This window comes from Bacillus sp. PAMC28748, assembly GCF_014250415.1.
Classification (GTDB): domain Bacteria; phylum Bacillota; class Bacilli; order Bacillales; family Bacillaceae; genus Bacillus; species Bacillus licheniformis.
The window spans coordinates 2232070-2251639 of record NZ_CP060192.1 but is presented as its reverse complement, the minus strand read 5'-3'; the positions used below and the strand labels follow the sequence as shown (position 1 = coordinate 2251639).

Below are 19570 nucleotides of genomic sequence, written 5' to 3'. Positions count from 1 at the left end.
AAATGAAAAAAATGAGGCTGCCTGTTCAAGACAGCCTCACGCCGGGCCATTCGATTGATTATTAACGAAAATTCACCAAGGTTATTTGACCTAATAAATCATTTGCTTTCCAGCGGGACAACAGCATCGTGTAGTAGTCCTTCCAATGCCTTGACATGCCGGGCCTTCGTTTCGCCATCCCAGTTCAGCTTCTCGCTCATGTAGTCCGTAAGGCTCTCTTTGTAAGTGCGGACCCAATTGATGTCAAAGAACAGCGCACCGGTTCTGCGGACGAAGAAGTCTGCCGGGACGGCTGCCATTTCTTCCTCGATCCCGTAATCCATTTCTGCTAGTACATGGACAGGGATGCGGCGTTTTGCTGCTTCATCTTTCAGCGATGGAATACGATCAAACAGGCGGTCTGCGTTCGAACCGTATCGTGCGGCGATTTGTTTGGCCGTCTCTTCGGACAGTCCGGCCTCAATCCCTTCGGCTGCTTTCGCTTGAATAAAAGCCTCCAGATTTTTGGAGCCGCCGATATGGCCGCCTGAAATCGGCATCGTTTTTGTTCTGCAAGGCCCGAAGTCTCTGTCGCCCTCTTCTTTTAATCGGTCTCTGACAAGATCGACGATATGCTCAGCCATTTTTCTGTAGCCTGTCAGCTTTCCGCCGGCGATCGTGATCAGTCCGGATTCAGAAGTCCAGATCTCATCTTTTCGGGAAATCTCGGACGGGTCTTTTCCTTCTTCATGAATCAGCGGTCTGAGGCCAGCCCAGCTTGATTCGACATCTTCGGCTTTGATTCCAAGTTCAGGGAACATATAGTTGATTGCATTGATGACATAATCCCTGTCTGCTGTCGTCATTCGAGGGTGTTCCAAATTCTCGTTGTAGACGGTGTCTGTTGTGCCGACATATGCCTTTCCGTCTCTCGGAATGGCGAACACCATGCGGCCGTCAGGCGTATCAAAATAAACGGCTTGTTTTAAAGGAAAGACCGATTGATCAAAAACAAGATGCACGCCTTTTGTATGCTGAAGGTGTTTGCCTTCTTTTGAATGGTCTTTTTCCCGCAGACGGTCGACCCACGGCCCCGCGGCATTGACAATTTTTTTCGCGTAGACGCGGTACGTTTTTTTCGTGAAGACGTCTTCAATGACCACGCCGGTGACCTTGCCGTTTTCATATATAAAATCGCTTACTTTTGCATAATTGACGGCCTCGGCTCCGAATTTAACGGCTTCTTTCATGACTTCGATCGTCAATCTGGCATCATCCGTCCGGTATTCGACATAATAGCCGCCGCCCTTCAGGCCGTTCTTTTTCACGAGCGGCTCTTTTTGAAGCGTTTCTTCGGCAGTCAGCATGCTCCTCCGCTCAGCTTTTTTGACGCCTGCCAAAAAGTCGTACACCCTCAGTCCGATTGAAGTGCTGAATTTGCCGAAAGTCCCTCCCTTATGCATCGGAAGCAGCATCCATTCGGGCGTTGTAACGTGCGGCCCGTTTTCATAGACGATCGCCCGCTCTTTGCCGACCTCGGCTACCATTTTCACTTCAAATTGCTTTAAATAGCGAAGCCCGCCGTGTACAAGTTTCGTGGAACGGCTTGACGTTCCGGCTGCAAAGTCCTGCATTTCGCAAAGCGCCGTTTTCATTCCGCGCGATGCGGCATCCAATGCCGTCCCTGCCCCAGTAATACCTCCGCCGATAATAAACACGTCATACTTCTGCTTTGTCATATTCTGTAAAATGTCGTCCCGTTTACGGCTTGAAAATAATGATTCCATGTTTCATGTCCTCCCTTGTTGTCACGGTAAAAAATAGAAAAAGAGACCACAAACATCCAAAGCGCTGATACTGCTTTGGTGTCTGCGGTCTCTCCTCTTCTCCAACCGTTTCTATTAACTTAATTAGATTGTAACATACATGCAGCTTATTTAAAAGCCCTAGCTGCATTTACAGCTTTCTTCCACCCGTTGTACAGGCTCTCACGCTCTTTTTCTTCCATTTTCGGTTCAAAACGTTTGTCAAGCTGCCACTGGTCTTTGATCTCGGAACGATCGCTCCAGAAGCCGACAGCAAGGCCCGCTAAATAGGCTGAACCAAGCGCTGTTGTTTCATTGATTTCAGGACGTTCTACAGGGACATCTAAAATGTCGCCCTGAAAATCCATCAGGAAGTTGTTTTTGACAGCTCCGCCGTCGACTCTCAGCGTTTTAACCGGGATCCCGGAGTCTTCCTTCATTGCGTCCAGCACGTCTTTCGTTTGATAGGCAAGCGCTTCAAGCGTTGCTCTGATAAAATGCTCTTTCGTCGTACCCCGGGTCAGTCCGAATACAGCGCCGCGGACATCGCTGTCCCAATAAGGCGTGCCTAAACCTACAAATGCAGGGACCACATAAACACCATCGGCAGATTCTGCTCTTACAGCGTATTTTTCACTTTCTTTGGCGTCTTTAAACATTCTCAGCCCATCACGCAGCCATTGAATAGCGGAACCCGCGACGAAGACGCTGCCTTCCAGCGCATATTCCACCTTTCCGTCGATGCCCCAAGCGATTGTCGTCAGCAGGCCGTGCTCTGATTTAATCGCTTTCTCGCCGGTGTTCATCAGCATAAAGCAGCCTGTTCCATACGTGTTCTTAACCATTCCTTCTTCAAAGCAAGCCTGCCCGAACAATGCTGCCTGCTGGTCGCCGGCTGCACCTGCAATCGGAATGTTTTTGCCGAAGAAATGATAATCGACCGTTTCAGCGTATACATGCGATGAAGGCTTGACTTCCGGAAGCATCGATTTCGGCACGCCGAGAATATCGAGAAGTTCATCATCCCATTTTAGGTCATAGATGTTGAACATCAATGTTCTTGAGGCGTTTGAATAATCTGTCACATGCGCTTTTCCGCCGGACATTTTCCAGATCAGCCAAGAATCGATCGTACCGAAGAGAAGGTCGCCGTTTTCGGCTTTCTCCCTTGCCCCTTCCACATGATCCAGGATCCATTTCACTTTCGTGCCTGAAAAATAAGGATCGATTAAAAGCCCTGTTTTTTCTCTGATCGTCTCTTCATAGCCTTTCTCTTTTAATTCCTGGCATATCTCAGCCGATTGGCGGGACTGCCACACAATCGCGTTGTAGACCGGTTTGCCGGTATGTTTATCCCAAACCACGGTCGTTTCCCGCTGGTTTGTGATCCCGATTCCGGCAATTTGTCCGGCTTCGATCCCCGATTCTGAAAGCGCTGAAGCGATCACCGACAGAACAGAGCCCCAGATTTCGTTTGCATTGTGTTCAACCCAGCCAGGGTTTGGAAAATATTGCCGGAATTCCTTTTGCGCAATATGGACGATTTCGCCTGCTTTGTTGAAAACAATCGCCCTTGTGCTTGTGGTGCCTTGATCAAGAGACAAAATGTACTTTTCCATTTTGAAACTCCCCCTTATATGTCTGTTAAGATTGCGTTTTTTTTAAATGTTGACCGATTGATCAACTGCTTGTTTTTTCATATGAATATAGAAACCTAACAATATCACAACTAGTATAACGCTTACAATCCAAAATGTGTTTGTGATATGCCCTTTGAATACGGCGTTGTAAAAAACGCCTGCAAATGAACCGCCAAGCGCCGGTCCTAAAACAGGGATCCACGCGTACTTCCAGTTTGAACTCCCTTTGCCTGCAATCGGAAGGACAAAATGGGCAATTCTCGGCCCCAGATCGCGGGCAGGGTTAATCGCATAGCCTGTTGTTCCGCCGAGCGAGATACCGATCGCCACGATCAGAAATCCGACAACAAGAGGATTCAGTCCGTCAGTAAACTTGTTTGCACCGATCGTTAAAAGTCCGAGAACGAGAATAAAAGTCCCCAATGTTTCACTGAACAGGTTTGCAAATGTATTTGGAATCGCCGGACCTGTCGAAAATACTCCAAGCTTCGCGCCTTGATCCTCGGTTTCTTTCCAGTGCGGCAAGTAGTGAAGAAAAACGAGCACCGCTCCTAAAAATGCGCCGATCATCTGTCCCAAAATATATGAAGGCACTTCTTCCCAAGGAAAATCTCCGACAAATGCCAGCCCCAATGTAACGGCCGGATTTAAATGCGCTCCGCTGATGCCGCCGACGGCATATACCGCCATGGCCACGCCAAGCCCCCAGCCGAAGACGATCACAATCCATCCGGATTGATGGGACAGCGATTTTTTCAAATTAACTCCTGCACAAACTCCAGCTCCAAAGACGATGAGCAGCATCGTTCCGATAACTTCCCCCCAAAATGCTGTCAAGGCTATCCCTCCTAAAATCTATTATGAAGTATTATTCTAATAGATGAACGCCATAAGTTCACCTTCTCCACTGTGTCTAAAAGACCATAAAAAAACACAGCAAACTTTCTTTACATCATACTGAGTAAAGAACTGCTGTGGTCTCCGGGTCTCCGTCACAATGTATTAACTTAGTAAGATCGTATCGTATAGTGAAAGCGTTGTCAATAATTTTTCACATTTTAAATTTTTAGTTCCAGTATTTTTTCCATAAATCAGTGTCTGAGGTGGTGACTGCGGACGCCCCTGCTGCAAGCGCCTGCTCGACGTCTTTTTCGGTACGGATAAACCCGCCCGCAAAGATCGGAATGCCGGTTATTTCTTTGACTTCCCTGATCAATTCCGGCACTACTCCGGGAAGCACTTCTATATAGTCGGGTCTGTGCTTTTTCACCAATTCAATGCTCTTCTTCATGGCGCTTGTGTCTATTAAAAACATGCGCTGGATCGCATACACTTTCTTCTGCTTTGCTTTGGCGATAACGCTTGATCTCGTAGAAAGAATGCCCGCCGGTTTCATTTCCTGGCAAATGAATTCCGCACCGTATTCATCATGCTTAATTCCTTGGATCAGATCGACGTGAACAAACATTTTTTTCCCATGGGATCTTGCCGCGCTGATCACGCCTCCCAGCTGTCCAAGATGGATGTCAAGCAGCACCCCGTATGAAAAAGGGCTGTCCAGGAATGTATCGAACTGCTTCATATTGCGTACCGCAGGTAAAATATTTTGATCGTGAAAACTCATGTTCCATCTCCTTCACTTGCTAGCTTGCTTCTGTATTACACTAATGGAATTTCCGCCTCATTGCAATCCTTTATAAAACAGAAGGCCTCTAAGCGGCCCCGGGCAAATCATTTTACATTTACCTTCATTCATGTCCATAATTTAACACAACCAACTCGAATGGGGGGAATTTTTTTATGAAAGCGATCATCCATGAAGGAATCAAGGGCCTTTCAGGGCTGAAATATACAGACGTTTCCGACAAAACGCCCGGCCCCGGTGAAGTCAAAATCAGGCTGAAAGCAGCCGGGCTGAACCACCGCGACTTGTTCCTTTTTCAGTCCAGAAAGGCAGGCGATGCCCCGTTTATTCCCGGATCCGACGGAGCAGGTATGATCGAAGAGACAGGTGAAGGCGTTCGGGACCTCGCCGTTCATACAGAGGTGATCATCAATCCGAGCATCGGCTGGGAATATACGGATTCCGTTCCGCAAGTGCCGGACATTCTCGGCGGCCCCTCTGACGGGACTTTCGCAGAGCATGTCATCGTCCCGGCGAAGCACGTGTTGAAAAAGCCGGCGCACCTTTCCTGGGAGGAAGCAGGCGTCCTGCCTTTATCCGCTCTGACCGCTTACAGGGCTTTATTTACGAAAGGACATTTAGAAAAAGGCGAACACATTCTCATACCGGGAGCCGGCGGAGGCGTCGCCACAAATGCGCTGCTCATGGCAAAGGCCGCGGGCGCGCGGGTGATTGTAACCTCCCGAAGCGAAGAAAAAAGAAAAGAAGCGCTCCGCTATGGGGCGGACTTCGCAATTGACAGCCGCGGCCTGTGGAAGGAAAGCTTGGATGGGGAACGGGTCGATTTAATTCTCGACAGCATCGGTCCCGCCACTTTTGCAAATTATTTCGATGTCATTAAACCGAACGGAAGGATCGTCATTTTCGGTGCCAGCTCTGGAGAAAGTATCCAGCTTCCGCTGCGCTCGCTCTTTTTCCCGCAGATCAGCATCATCGGCACTTCGATGGGCAGCCTCGAAGAATTTCGGCAAATGATTGATTTTATCGAACGCCATTCCCTTAAGCCGGTGATCGATCAAGTATTTCCTTTATCAGAAGCGGTTCCGGCCTTTAAACGGATGAAAGACGGGGAGCAGTTTGGAAATATCGCATTGCAAATAGACGGGTAAACTCAGGAAACGGCGGCTTCCCTTGTCATCAGCCGCCGTTTTTTAAGCGGTGCAAGCTTCCCTTTGTTATCGCCAGAAAAAAGGCCGCCTGAAAGAAAAATTCAGGTCAGCCCCATAATGAAAGCAGCCACAGCACCACCGGAAGGGTGGCGATGCTGAGCATTGTACTGATAAAAGTCGCGCTTGAAACGATTTCCGGCTTTGTTTCAAACTGTACGGCCATCAAAGTCGTGTTCGCCGCCGTCGGCATGGCCGCCGCCAACACCATGATCTGTTTGACCAGCCCGTCGACCGGAAGAATCAGCGCAAACCCCAGGGCAATGAGCGGAGACACGAATAATTTCAGCAAAAGCGAGTAAGAAATTTTCCGGTATTCGATATGTTGAAAGGAAATCACCGCAAGCTGCATGCCGAGAATAATCATAATCGTCGGAATCGCGGCATCTCCCACCAATTTAATTCCTGTCATTAACTGTTCGGGAATCGAAATATGCCCCAGCTGAAAGCATATGCCGAGCAGCGCACCGTATGCGACCGGCATCCGGATAACCCTCGTCATCACGATTTTAAATCCGCCCGCTTCTGGGCTTCCTTTCGCTGCGTAATACATGCCAATCGTGCTCATGACAAGCTGCTGAAGAACCATCAGCACAACGGCGATATCAAGCCCGGCCGTGCCGTAGACAAGCAGGACGACGGGAGTTCCGTAGTTTCCGTTATTCATGAAAGCGGATGATAAAACGAGAGCGCACCGCTCCTGATTGGAATATCCGTGAACATATGAAATGAGGTAGACAAATAGAATCAAAGTTAAACAGAGGCCGAGACAATAGACAGACATATAAATATAATCCATCGTCAGCTTGTTCTCATAAAACGTATCAAACGCTAAAAACGGAGACATTAAATACAGGGACATTTTCGATAGGTTCTGAATATCAAAATGAAGCAGCTTTTGTCCGATGAACCCGATCGCAAATATCCCGAAAACCGGCAGTAAAACAAACAGAAACTCCATGATGCACCTTCTTTTTATGTATAACCGTTCTCATTAATACTATCAATCATATAGAAAAACCCGTTTGTTTTCAACGGTGTTTCTCTAGGTATTCATCGGATTTTAAATACAGTAAGAGCTCCCACATACCTAACTCCGCTTGGCTAGGTAAATGCAATCTACTTCATGTTCTGGCATGCGGCTGTGAGGAGCAATTTGGTGATCCAACCGGTCAAGACAGGGCACAGAAATCATGGACATTTCCAGGCGGGACATAGGCATCGGCGAATGTCCATATCCGTTGTTCGGTGGTCTAAGTAAAAACCCCTCCACTTTCCGGATCAGTCGTACTGTAGCTGATCTCGGTTCGAATTCTTACGGATTTTTAAACCGTTTGTTAATCATCATATCGCTCAGCCCCTCTCAAATCCGCTTCAACCGAAGCTGCCGCAGGCAAATAAAAACCGCAGACAAAAGAAGACACCAATGCCTCTACTGCCTGCGGGACATACCGCCAATTTCTATTTTTAATCATCTTTTTATAAAAATGGCGTTTTTATGTTTTATCGAGCGGATTTGCCCTTTGTTCATGATACCTGCTTCATTTCTTTTCTGGAGCGGTCTTTCTTAGGATATGCAATAAAATAAATGAGACCGACAAACACCGCTCCGCCGATGACATTGCCGATAAAAGCAGGAATGATGTTTCCGATAAACTGCCCCCAGGTGAATGAGCCTGCAAAAATGGCTGCGGGAATCACAAACATGTTGGCGACAACGTGCTGAAATCCGATGGCCACAAACGCCATAATTGGGAACCAGATGCCAAGGATTTTCCCTGCTCCGTCTTGTGCGCCGAAAGAAAGCCATACCGCAAGACATACAAGCCAGTTACAGCCGATGCCGGAAATGAGAACCTTGCCGAAGCTCATATCTAGTTTTCCTTGTGCAACGGCGATCGTTTTTTCTAAATAAGGGCCTGTTTCAGTCAATCCAACCAAATGTCCGAAAAAGTAAGCAACAAACAGTGCGCCGATTAAGTTCATAATCGTGACGATTCCCCAGTTAACCGCCAATTGTTTTAGTGATATTTTTCTTGAAAATAAAGCCATCGCAACGGACATCATATTCCCTGTGATCAATTCAGCGCCAGCGAGCACCACCAGTATCAGACCGACAGGAAATACGGCAGCTCCGATCAGGCTGGACAGGCTTCCCCATTCTTTCGGCAGGTCGCCGATTACCCTGATATCAAGCAAATAACCAAGCGCGATAAATGCGCCGCCTAAAAACCCCAATACAAGCAGAGACGGCAGCGGGAGCTGTACTTTTTTCATCCCTGCTTCAATTGCTGCATTCGCTATTTCATCCGGTTTTCGAAAAGCCATACTAACTAAACCCCTCCATTATCCCTTCTTTTCTCACAGTTATGGCAGAAAGACAATAAAAAAAGGCAGCACTCAAATAACCTGTGTCAACAGGCGTTCGAATGCTGCCTAACTTGTATGCATACCCATACAACAAAATCAAGCAGAATTAAAATATTGAAAGAGAATATATACAGTTCGTGCATACATTCCATTGCTTTTGTCTTCTATAACTGTAGCAACATCTTATCAAATGTGATAAAAATGTGTCAACCCTGCTGCCGCTTCTCCCTTGCGAATGTATAGTTTCCTTCATACTTGACGAGTTTCCTGCCGTCAAGCCACCAGATGACATTGAAAAGCCGGTCAAGAAAGTACCTGTCATGCGAAACCGCAATAATCGTCCCTTGAAATTGGCTTAATGCTTCTTCAAGCATCTCCTTAGATTCGATGTCCAAATGGTTTGTCGGCTCATCGAGGATCAGCACATTATGATTTTGGTGAACGAGCTGTGCCAAGCGAAGCCGCATCCGTTCGCCTCCGCTTAAATCTTTCACTTTTCGGAAGACGGATTGGCCGAAAAACAAAAACTTTGCAAGCATCATTCTGGCTTCGCCTTCTGATGCAGAAACATGTTCACGGAATTCGGCTAAAACGGTGCGCTCTTCCTCCATTTCACCGACATGCTGAGTCAGATATGCGGCCGATAAATTGCTGCCAAGCTGCACGTCACCGCTGTCCGGCGTTTCCTTTCCGCTGATGATGTTGAGCAGCGTCGTTTTGCCGCTGCCGTTCTCTCCGACGATGGCGGCGCGCTCCTGAAAACGGACATGCATACTGAGATTGTCAAAAAGCTGCCGCTCACCGAAGCTTTTGCAGACATCCTCAAGCCTGACAACATCTTTTCCGCTTCGTTCATCCATGCTGAAAACTAAGTCGATCTTTTTGCGTTCCAGAACGGGTTTTTTCACCTTCTCCATGCGCTCCAAAGCTTTTTCCATACTTTTCGCTCTTCGGTGCAGGCCGTCATTCGGAGGATTGGCGCGATTCGCCCATTCCTTCAGCCGCTTGATTGTTTCCTTCATTTTTTTGATTTTCTTCTGCTGATCCTGATAGTCATGAAATTCTCTCATAAGGCGCTCTTCCCGTTCATCAGCATAGTGTGTATAGCCGCCTTTTGAAAAGTGAAGCTCTCCTTGGTCGATTTCGAGAATCGAAGTAACCGATTCATCCAGGAAATAGCGATCATGCGACACAATGACCGCAGTACCTTTGTACTGCTTTAAAAAAGACGTCAGCCATTCGATCGATGTTAAATCCAAATGGTTTGTCGGCTCATCCAGCAAAAGCAGATCCGGAGCTGACAGGAGAAGCCTTGCAAGACCCGCTTTCGTCCGTTCGCCTCCGCTTAACTCCCGCCACTCGGCATTGAATAGCCGCTCGATATTCAAGCCGTGCGCCACCCGTTCGATTTGCGCGCTGATGCCGTAGCCGCCTTTTCGCTGAAATTCATCCTGCAAAGCCCCGTACTTTTCCAAAAGGAATCTGAGTTTTTCCGCGTCCTTTTCAACCGCCAATTGACGTTCGATCCGGGAAAGCTTCTGCTGTGTGTTCCATAATGATGAAAAAACATCATACAGCAGCTCTTTTACCGTTTTGCTGCCGTCCCATGCGGGATTCTGCTCCAAGAGCCCTGTTGATAATCCTTTTTTCCATGTCACAAGACCTTCATCAGGTTTCATTTGGCCGCTGATCAGCTTCAACAACGTCGTTTTCCCTTCCCCATTTCGTCCGATCAGACCGACGCGCTCCCCTTGGTGCAGGTCCCATGACAGCCCGTTGAAAATCGTATGTCCTCCGTAAGTTTGACCGACATGTTGCAAACTGCATATAATCATCCATCTTTCCTCCGCATCCCGTGAAGAGACACCGAGCATTAAAAAGACGGCAGAGCTTACACCCCGCCGTCAGCATCAGAAAATCCGATTGTGGGCAGATGTCTCTCACTGGTATTTTTTCCAATTGAATGTGTAAAAAAGGGCAGACTGATCCCGTAATACGCATTCCCCGGAAAAAATCGCGCGACAAATATACAGATGGGCTTGCATATCCGTCATGCGCTTACCAGTTTGATTCATCTTTTCCACCTCCTTTTAATAGTTACAATATATGAAAAATAAAGCTGAAAGTCAACAGGAAAAAGCCGGCCTCAAGCGGCCGGCACCCGAATCTGCTATTTTTTATAATGAATCCTGTAGATGTCATGGCGTCTGTCCTTGAGCTGCCGGACCGTTCCGTCCTGCCGCTGTCTTCTGAGAATTTCCAGGTCGACATCGCCGATGACCACCATCTCAATGTTCGGATTGCATTCGCCGACGATTCCATCCCTTGCAAATTCAAAATCTGAAGGAGCGAAAATCGCGGATTGCGCATATTGAATATCCATATTTTCGGTTTGCGGCAGATTGCCGACCGTTCCGGAAATAACCGTGTACACCTGGTTTTCAACCGCTCTTGCTTGAGCGCAGTACCTGACTCGCAAATAGCCTTGGCGGTCTTCCGTGCAGAAAGGGGTAAAAATAATCTTGGCCCCTTTTTCGGTTGCGATTCTGCCTAGCTCCGGAAACTCGATGTCATAGCAGATCTGGATCGCGATTTTGCCGCAGTCTGTGTCAAAGACGCGCACTTCGTCCCCCCTGCTGATGCCCCACCATTTTCGTTCATTCGGGGTAATATGGAGCTTATATTGCTTTTCGATGGTTCCGTCCCTTCTGAACAAGTAAGCGATATTGTAGATCTTTCCTTCTTCTTCAACGAAGTGGGAACCGCCGATAATGTTGACATTGTATTTAACGGCAAGGTCTGTGAACAGGCTGATATAGTCTTCTGTATATTCGGTAATCCGCTGAACGGCCAGGCTCGGTGAGCGCTCTTCCAGAAACGACATCAGCTGCGTCGTAAAGATTTCCGGATAGACGGCAAAATCCGCTCCTGCGTCTGAAGCCACATCTGCATAGTATTCGACTTGGTTGGCGAACTCCTCGAAGGAATGGATCTGCTTCATTTCATATTGAATCACGCATATTCTCACCGGAAAAGCTGATTTGTAATAGCGCTTCGTCTGCGGCAAGTAGTCGACATTATTCCACTCCATCAATGTCGCATATTTGCTTGATGCTCTGTCATCCGGGAGATAGTTCGGGTTGATCCGCATCATGGTGAATCCGTTCAGCAGCTGGAACGAAAGGACCGGATCATATATCTGGTGGTGGATGACCTGTTCGACATACTCCCTCGGCGTCATCTCGGAAGCGTACTTATGATAGTTCGGAATTCTGCCGCCGATGATAATGCTCTTTAAATTCAAGCGCCTTGCCAGATCTTTTCGCGCTTCATAGAGACGGTGGCCGATCTTCATCCGTCTGTATTCGGGATGAACCATGACCTCGATGCCGTACATGTTTAAGCCGTCGGGATTGTGATTCGTAATATACCCGTCGTCTGTAATATCCTGCCATGTATGTCTGTCGTCATATTCATCAAAGTTGATCAACAGGCTTGAACAGGAACCGATCACTTCTCCGTCAAGCTCTGCGCAAAACTGGCCTTCCGGGAAGTGTTCCAAATGGCTTTCCAGATGCTCCCGTTTCCATGGGATCATTCCCGGAAAACAAAGCTCTTGAAGCCCGATGATGCTGTCGATATCTTTTTCTTCAATATTGCGGATGACGATCTTTTTTTCAAAGCGGGAAAGATCCAGTTTTTCGGACACGTCCCATTCCTCCTCTGGCTTTTATGATGGATCGGAGATTTTTTCGATCAGCTGTTCCAGCTCCATTTCCGCCATTGATTCCAGGCGGTGGTCATAATGCTCGAACAGCAGGCTTTTCGTTACTTTATTCGGTACAATGACACATTTCATTCCGGCTCTTTTCGCGGCGATTGATCCGTTGACAGAGTCTTCGAATGCAATGCACTCCTCAGGCTTCACACCGAGGCATTCCGCCGCTTTCAAATAGAGTTCCGGGTTCGGTTTGACTTCCTCAACATCATCGGCCGTTCTGATGCATTCGAAATCATCGTACAGACCGATTTGTTTTAAATGCTGGGACACCCATTTATAATCTGAGCTTGACGCCAGCCCGATTTTTAAACCGAGCTCTTTCGCCGCGGACAAATAAGCTTCCACACCTGGGCGCGCTTTTTCATTTTCCATTCTTTTCGTAAAACGCTCTTGTCTCAATTTCGTTAGTTGTTCATGGTCCAGTTTTTTTTGCAGCTGTTCCTCCAGATAAGAAAACGGCTGGAATCCGGCGGCCGTGCCGATGACATTTCCCCAAACCGACATTGGCAGCTCTGAGCCGTGCTCTTCAAAAATTTCCTGGAGCACTTCATATTCGTGCGTTTCTGTATCTAAAATAAGACCGTCAAAATCAAAAATCACTGCTTTAATCATTGCGCTTTAGCCCAACTCCTTTTGACTGTTTGCACCATTCATTGTATCCTTCTTACCGCTCCTTGAAAAGAGAAGACACTAAAAACCGGTATGTATAAATGAAGAAGAGCCTGCTGTAAGAGGCAAGCTCTTCCGTTCTTACTGAGTCCGTGCCGGAGTGGAAATGTTCGCAAGCGCCTGTCCGGCAGATTCATTGGACAATTCGTTTACCGCCAGATCCCCGAGCGCCAAAATGCCGACTAAATGGTTGTTTTCGACGATCGGGAGACGGCGGATTTGGCTTTGAGCCATCAGCTGTGATGCTTCTTCAAGGCTCATGTTCGGATTTCCTGAAACAACATTTGTTGTCATGACGTTTGAAACAGGTGTCTGTCCGTCCTGGCCTTCCGCTGTCGTTCTGAGCGTGATATCACGGTCTGTGATCATGCCTTTTAATACGCCTTGATCTACGACCGGAATCGCACCTACATTATGGCGGCTCATCAACTCAGCCGCTTCTTGAACCGTTTGATTGGAAGAAATTGTTGCCACTTGTCTAGACATCGCATTGCTGATTGTCGTCAATAGACTGCACCCCTTTCGGTTGTTAGTATGTACAGGTCATGCACATGCTAAAAAGGAAGTTGGCACCATTTCATTGTGTTTTCCGCTTTTTTCTTATATCATCTTTTCATAAAAAGAAGAGCTTTTTCCGATTTGGAACAAGCTCTTTCACTTCAGTTAGCCGGCTTTTTACATCAGCATTTTATTCTCGGTATTCACGATATGAAAGTCGGCAGATGTTAGAGGGAAGTACAGACCGCAGTCATTCAGCTTGCGGCTATTTTTATCGAACAGATCACGGTCTTTGAGCACCCACTTGCGCTTCGCCTTAGTTAATAATGCATGGATCAATTGCAGGCTTGTCATAATCTGAAACGCTTCATCGAGCGTTCCTTTGTATTCATCCTCTTTCAATTGAAGCGCGCCCTGCTTTTTGAGTTCTTTTATTTTTTGTTTATTCAAGTACAATGGAAATATTTGATACAGCTCTGATACAAGCTCTTCGATATAAATTTCTTGTTCTTCAGTTGCTGCCTTTACAATTCGCAAATCGATCACCCTTCATCCCTTGTTCAAATCTCTTCAAACAGAATAGCATACATAAACAATGGGCTGTGGAGGTAAGTGTTTCCTAATTCCTGAACGCTTTTTACAGAAAGGAGCAGTAAAAATGAACCAAAAAAATCACGGCTTATTCTTCAGTGCAGACATACGGCATCACGGCGAACTTTTATATGCATATTTAAAAAGAGAGGCGAAAGCATCGAAGCCTGTCATTCAATACTGGATCGCAAACGAGAAAGTTAAAGTGAATCATAAATCGGTGAATCATAACGTTCGGCTGGAGAGCGGAGACAGCGTGATGATCGATCTCAGAGAGGAGGAAGAAAGCGGAATCGTCCCTGAATACGGGGAACTTCCCGTCCTGTTTGAAGATGATCACATGCTTATTGTCAATAAGCCGGCGGGAATGGCGACTCATCCGAATGAAGCCGGCCAGACCGGCACGCTGAGCAACCTTGTGGCGTTTTATTTTCAAATGAACGGGGAGGAGCGAAAAGTCCGGCACGTCCACCGTCTGGACAAGGATACGAGCGGCGCTGTCGTTTTTGCAAAGCACCGCCTCGCCCACGCGCTTTTAGACGAACAGCTGCAAAGAAAAGAACTGGCGCGGACATATGTAGCCGTAGCGGAAGGGAAATTCAGAAAAAAAACGGGAACCATTTCGGCGCCAATCGGCAGAGACAAGCACCACCCCGTCAGAAGAAGGGTGTCCCATTCCGGACAGCCCGCTGTCACCCATTTTGAATCGAAAGGATATGACAGCCGTCACGATGTTACACTGTGCAGACTTCAGCTGGAGACAGGCCGAACCCACCAAATACGCGTTCACCTTGCAAGCATCGGTCATCCTTTGTCAGGCGACACCTTATACGGCGGTTCAAAGGGGCTTTTTCAGAGACAGGCTCTTCACGCAATCGAGATCAATGTCACCCATCCGATCACAAAAGAACGTGTCACTGTCGCGGCACCGCTTCCGGATGATTTAAAAGACGAAATCGGACGACTGTTCGGCACGGTTGATTAAACGGTAAAAAAGCTGTCCTCGATGGGACAGCCTTACAGATTGTTGACAAAATCCCAAAACGGCTTTTTGTTTTGGGATTTTGTCATCCTTTCAGCGGCTTTGCATAAATAATATAGCGCTCAGGCGCATTTCCGATATAAGAAAACGGATAGCATGTCGTTAACAGCAGCTCTTCTTTTTCACGCTGCAGCGTGATGATGGACGTGTCACTTTGGTCAACAATTTTCGTGTGTGTGATTTCATATTCGAAGCTTCCGTATGGAAGCTCGATTTTCAGCTTATCTCCGATTTCCAGCTCCCCTGTTCTGCGAAAAACCGTATCCCTGTGGCCTGAAAGAACAATTTGCCCGTTTTGTTTTGGATAATAGCTGCCTTTATAATGACCGACGCCTTTTTCCAAATCATCGGGACTGGTCCCTTCAACGATGGGAAGCTCTGCGCCCAGTTTGGGAATATGGAGTATGCCTGCCGCTTCGCCGGCGGCGGGCTTAAATGAAGCGGGCGCCGATGGGTGCTTAGCCGAACGGGCGGATTGACTCGATGCAATGGCTTCTTTTGCTTCAGTTAAAGAAAGATCCGTCTGTCTGTTCATATCGAATATTTTCCAGCCGCCGTATGCAAAAGTGGCAAGCCCCGCTATCATCAGCAGAAACGATAACATCTTGACTTTCATAGTCTCGCAATACCCCTTTTCCGCATATAAAGAATCGCTCCGAACATAAACGTCAGGAAGCCGTATAAAAGGAAACCGCCGTAAGCTGCCGCCGTATCGGGTAGCTTGCGCTCTTCACGCTCGTCTGGCAGAAACGCATCATTTGACAGACCGTCCATCTTCTCCGTAGGCGCATCTGATCCTTCACCGGTCGTCATGCCCGCAACAGGAATAGCGCCGCTCCTTGAAGCATTGCCGGTACCGTCATGAACCGGACTTTCTCCGGTGTCATTGCCGGGTTTCCCCCCATCGCCCTTATCACCAGACGGTTTTTCTTCGTCATTCGGATCAGCGCCTCCGCTTCCGGGTTTTTCTTTGTCATCTGGATCAGCCCCGCGTCCGGGCTGTTCTCCCGGACGCGAATCATCTTCTGCTAATTTTTTGATTCGCCCTTCGGCAGTATAAGCGATCGGTTCTTTAAAGCTTTTGACAAATTTGACTGTGGCTTCGATATCTTCCGGACCTGTGACCGGATTTTTTCCAAGCCTGGAAATCGGCAAATACTTGCTTCCTGAAGCAGATGCCATAAAGTTGTTTACGGTCAGCGTATATGTTTGGTCTAAATCAATCGGTGTTCCGTCTTCAAGAAAAATAGCCGCGGTTTTATTTGTTTTCGGGTCCCATGTATAAGCGAAGCCGCTGATCGAGTAATCCGGGCCGTAAGATGGGGATATTTGCGCGTCTATAATATCGTATAAATCCCTGCCTTTAATTTCAAGCCGGACGAGTACATTGCCGAAAGGCTGGATATTGAACAAGTCTCCCCATGTAATCGTTCCTTTTTTTAAATCTTGGCGGATGCCGCCCCCGTTCATTAATGCGAAATCTGAATTCATCGCTTGCCGCATACCGTCAGCAATCAGATTCCCGAGAGGGGTGTCTCCGTCATTTGAATAGCCGCCGGCCATATCGTGCGCAGCCTCACCGACTTTCTCGCTGATGATCGGCGCAACCATCCACTCATATTTATCCAGTATCTGACCGACCGCCGGATCGGGCTTGAGATTTTCCTGATTCACATATTCGATTTCCGCTTTCTTGTGAACGATGTCTTTCGTTTCCCGGTCGATTTCAAGATCGACGACACCGATTGCCTTCCCGTATTCGTATGCTTGAACGATTAAAATATCATTGACTTGGCCGTTGACCACTTCATGATTGTGGCCGGCAAAGATGACATCGATCTCGGGATCTGCTTTTTTAGCAAGTTCGGCTGATTCGCCGGTCACAACCCCGCCGTCCTGTGAAGCTGTCATATGGGCGAGCACCGCTATTGCCCGGATACCTTTCGCTCTCAGTTCTTTTGCAGCCTGGTTGACGGCCTTTGCTTCATCTGTAAATTCAATTGAGCGAATTCCTTCTGGCATGACCATATTGGCGGCCGCCTGTGTCACAACGCCGATAAAAGCGACAGGCACTCCTTCAACTTCAATAATTTCATATGGAGGAAGAAAGCTGTCCCCGCTTGCCTTCAACTTGCAATTGGCGCAGACAAGCGGGAAATCCTGTCCGTCGTAACCTTTTGTCCCTTTGCCTTCAGGGTGTTCGCCTCCGTTCAACATGCGCAGCAGCTCTTCGGTCCCTTCATCAAACTCATGGTTCCCGACGGTTCCTACATCAAATCCGATTTCCTCCATGACTTCAACTGTCGGCTCGTCCTGAAGCAGGGAAGAAACCGGCGAGCTTCCTCCGATCATATCGCCTGCGTGGACGATCAGCGTGTTTTCCTGCTCGGCTTTTTTCTCTTTGATCAATGATGCTGCATAATCCATCCTGCCGAATGTTCCATCCGTCCGGCCATCGCCGTTTAGATCGAGCTGATATTGCTGATCGATCTTTCCGTGCAGATCATTCATGCTTAACAGGCGCAGCGGAATATTGCCGCTTTGCTCTTTTTTCGAATAGCCCGCAGCTTCCGCTTCTTCAGCCGACGCAAAGAAAATTCGTCTTTCCACCGGAATCTCCCGCCACTTTTCAGGCGCGACATACGTATTTTCCGCAGAGTCTCCGACATGCCGCGTCAGCCCTTTGCCTTGCTCCCTGGCGCGAAATTCAAACGGCATTTCGAGGAGCGGATCAGCGGGATTCCAAATGCCGATTTTATCGCCTTTCGCCTTTTTGACGGCGTTTTGAAACAATTGATAGTCTTCATCACTTCCAACCGGCCAAATGAAGTAGGTTACAGCCATCCCCTTTTGGACAAGCTGCAAATTCGTATTGACGCCGTCTTCAGTGATGACTTGGGCAAGCAGGCGGCCGTAGCTGTCTTTTGCTTCCTTGCCCACTTTCACGGTGACTTTGTCTCCCGGGGCCAATATCGACTGCAAATATTCCTTCGCCTTGTTTCCGTGCTGCAGCTGGTTTTCATCTAATTCATTTTTCGGCTTATGATAAGTTTCGGCTGTATCTATGTTGACATAGCGGACTTTTGTAGATCCGAGAACAGGCTCTTTTAAGTGGATCGTATCCCCGTCGACGACTCGTTCCACAACGCTTTCGTATTCCCCTTCAGCAGCGGGGGGAGGATGCGCGGCGCCGTCTAATTTCCGAAGATCCTCCTGTTTTCTCGGCAGAAGCTGCACCGAATCATAGCGGCTTAATATGCCGGTAATCTCGTACCATTGTCCTTGTTCTATCGAAGCGGCGGCATTCGTTTGTTCCATCACCCTTAGTGTGAGCGGATGATAGTTTTCATCGATCATTGTGATATTATAGCCGCCGCCTGCCGGCGCATCCGGCTTTGTTTCAATAAAGCCTTTCATCCTCACAAGCCGGCCTTCGTATTCAGCTGCGGTTCCCTGATCGAGCACATCTTTAATAGTCAGCGGAACAGGGTCGGGCAGTGCCGCCCCTTCTCCGGTTACTTCAATGCCTGACGGTGCGGGTACGATTTCTGTCAAGCCTTTGTATGTCGTGATTTTCCCCGTGACCGAAACAGACATACCCTCTTTTAGTTCCGGAAAATCGCCTTGCGCAGCGGAATAGATATTGATTCCCGCCGTATCGTCCTGGATAAATGTGGACAGCTTTCCTCCTCCGACAGCCGCCTGATCGGCAGTGACGATTCCTTTGATTTTGACCGTTTCATTTAAAAGCTTGCGCGCTTCGGCTATCGTTTTGGTCTCCGGCTGGGCAGACGGTGCATCGTCTCCGGAAAATGTGATGGATTGAACAGATTTCAAACCCGGGGAATTAAAATATGTAGTGCGTTCGCCTTCGATGATGAGTTTTTTTCCGATGAGATGAGGGTTTGTCTTTAAACCGAACTGGTCTCTGAAAGGTGCGGGTATCTGCACGGGGAGTATGTTCTCAGGTGATGTTTCCTCCTTTTTATCAGCGATTGCGACGTTATAATCGTTAGCGAAATTTCCGCTGAAACGATAATGGCCGCTCGATATTGTGTGCCCGACGACATAGCCTTCAACGGCTGCATGCCCTTCGTTATGCTTAATGGCTTCTTCTACTGAAATCGTTTCTGAAGCGTGCGTTACGTCCGCAAACGGCGTCAAAAAAGACGCAATCATCATAAACGTGATTGTCAAACCAGCCATAAAACGGCTCTTTACAACATTGACCATATATTCGCCTCCCGTTTTTTGCTTCCTGTCAAATTTATCTGATGATTATAAAGGCTATATGATTTTTTTGTAAAAATTTCAAAAAAGAATGAGAATAGGGATGACCGCATTC

Annotated in this window: 15 protein-coding genes; 2 read left to right on the top strand and 13 right to left on the bottom strand. The window is 47.8% G+C overall.

What is annotated here, in order from left to right; all coding sequences use genetic code 11:
* Positions 1 to 98: 98 nt before the first annotated feature.
* The 4 genes from glpD to H7F26_RS11460 all read right to left on the bottom strand — a co-directional run bounded on the left by glpD (position 99) and on the right by H7F26_RS11460 (position 5048).
* Positions 99 to 1766, bottom strand: a complete 1668-nt coding sequence (glpD, locus tag H7F26_RS11475) for a glycerol-3-phosphate dehydrogenase (RefSeq protein ID WP_009328987.1) — start codon at positions 1764 to 1766, stop codon at positions 99 to 101.
* Positions 1767 to 1912: 146 nt separating this feature from the next.
* Entirely contained in the window at positions 1913 to 3403 is a 1491-nt protein-coding gene (glpK, locus tag H7F26_RS11470) for a glycerol kinase GlpK (RefSeq protein ID WP_003180088.1), read from the bottom strand.
* A 42-nt stretch (positions 3404 to 3445) separates the two neighbouring features.
* Entirely contained in the window at positions 3446 to 4261 is an 816-nt protein-coding gene (locus H7F26_RS11465) for an MIP/aquaporin family protein (protein WP_003180086.1), read from the bottom strand.
* A gap of 229 nt (positions 4262 to 4490) precedes the next feature.
* Entirely contained in the window at positions 4491 to 5048 is a 558-nt protein-coding gene (locus H7F26_RS11460; protein WP_003180084.1) for a glycerol-3-phosphate responsive antiterminator, read from the bottom strand.
* A gap of 176 nt (positions 5049 to 5224) precedes the next feature.
* On the opposite strand from H7F26_RS11460, the gene H7F26_RS11455 reads away from it, so the two are divergent.
* Positions 5225 to 6217 carry a quinone oxidoreductase family protein gene (locus H7F26_RS11455; RefSeq protein ID WP_003180082.1) on the top strand — a complete coding sequence of 331 codons (993 nt, stop codon included), beginning with the start codon at positions 5225 to 5227 and terminating at the stop codon, positions 6215 to 6217.
* Between the two features lie 106 nt (positions 6218 to 6323).
* Here the strand turns inward: H7F26_RS11455 and H7F26_RS11450 are convergent, their stop codons facing one another.
* From H7F26_RS11450 to H7F26_RS11420, 7 genes are all read right to left on the bottom strand, one after another.
* On the bottom strand, positions 6324 to 7235 hold the full coding sequence (locus H7F26_RS11450; RefSeq protein ID WP_003180080.1) for an AEC family transporter: 912 nt from the start codon (positions 7233 to 7235) through the stop codon (positions 6324 to 6326).
* Between the two features lie 566 nt (positions 7236 to 7801).
* Complete coding sequence (locus H7F26_RS11445; RefSeq protein ID WP_003180078.1) at positions 7802 to 8602, bottom strand: formate/nitrite transporter family protein; 801 nt, start codon at positions 8600 to 8602, stop codon at positions 7802 to 7804.
* A 248-nt stretch (positions 8603 to 8850) separates the two neighbouring features.
* Positions 8851 to 10479 (bottom strand): ribosomal protection-like ABC-F family protein, encoded by a 1629-nt coding sequence (gene abc-f / locus H7F26_RS11440; RefSeq protein ID WP_009328990.1) that lies wholly within the window; start codon positions 10477 to 10479, stop codon positions 8851 to 8853.
* Between the two features lie 335 nt (positions 10480 to 10814).
* Positions 10815 to 12353, bottom strand: a complete 1539-nt coding sequence (locus H7F26_RS11435; RefSeq protein WP_003180073.1) for a bifunctional GNAT family N-acetyltransferase/carbon-nitrogen hydrolase family protein — start codon at positions 12351 to 12353, stop codon at positions 10815 to 10817.
* A gap of 21 nt (positions 12354 to 12374) precedes the next feature.
* Positions 12375 to 13037 (bottom strand): HAD family hydrolase, encoded by a 663-nt coding sequence (locus H7F26_RS11430; protein WP_003180071.1) that lies wholly within the window; start codon positions 13035 to 13037, stop codon positions 12375 to 12377.
* Positions 13038 to 13175: 138 nt separating this feature from the next.
* Complete coding sequence (locus H7F26_RS11425) at positions 13176 to 13580, bottom strand: CBS domain-containing protein (protein WP_369878925.1); 405 nt, start codon at positions 13578 to 13580, stop codon at positions 13176 to 13178.
* A 189-nt stretch (positions 13581 to 13769) separates the two neighbouring features.
* Positions 13770 to 14138, bottom strand: coding sequence for a YhcU family protein (locus H7F26_RS11420; RefSeq protein WP_003180066.1), 369 nt, complete (start codon positions 14136 to 14138; stop codon positions 13770 to 13772).
* Positions 14139 to 14250: 112 nt separating this feature from the next.
* On the opposite strand from H7F26_RS11420, the gene H7F26_RS11415 reads away from it, so the two are divergent.
* A complete protein-coding gene (locus H7F26_RS11415; RefSeq protein WP_003180064.1) occupies positions 14251 to 15168 on the top strand; it encodes an RluA family pseudouridine synthase in 918 nt (305 codons plus the stop codon).
* Between the two features lie 82 nt (positions 15169 to 15250).
* On the opposite strand, the gene H7F26_RS11410 is transcribed toward H7F26_RS11415, so the two are convergent.
* Entirely contained in the window at positions 15251 to 15841 is a 591-nt protein-coding gene (locus tag H7F26_RS11410) for a class D sortase (protein WP_003180063.1), read from the bottom strand.
* Positions 15838 to 19458 (bottom strand): DUF6359 domain-containing protein, encoded by a 3621-nt coding sequence (locus H7F26_RS11405; protein WP_185855178.1) that lies wholly within the window; start codon positions 19456 to 19458, stop codon positions 15838 to 15840. The genes H7F26_RS11410 and H7F26_RS11405 overlap by 4 nt, the downstream gene beginning before the upstream one ends.
* Between the last annotated feature and the right edge of the window lie 112 nt (positions 19459 to 19570).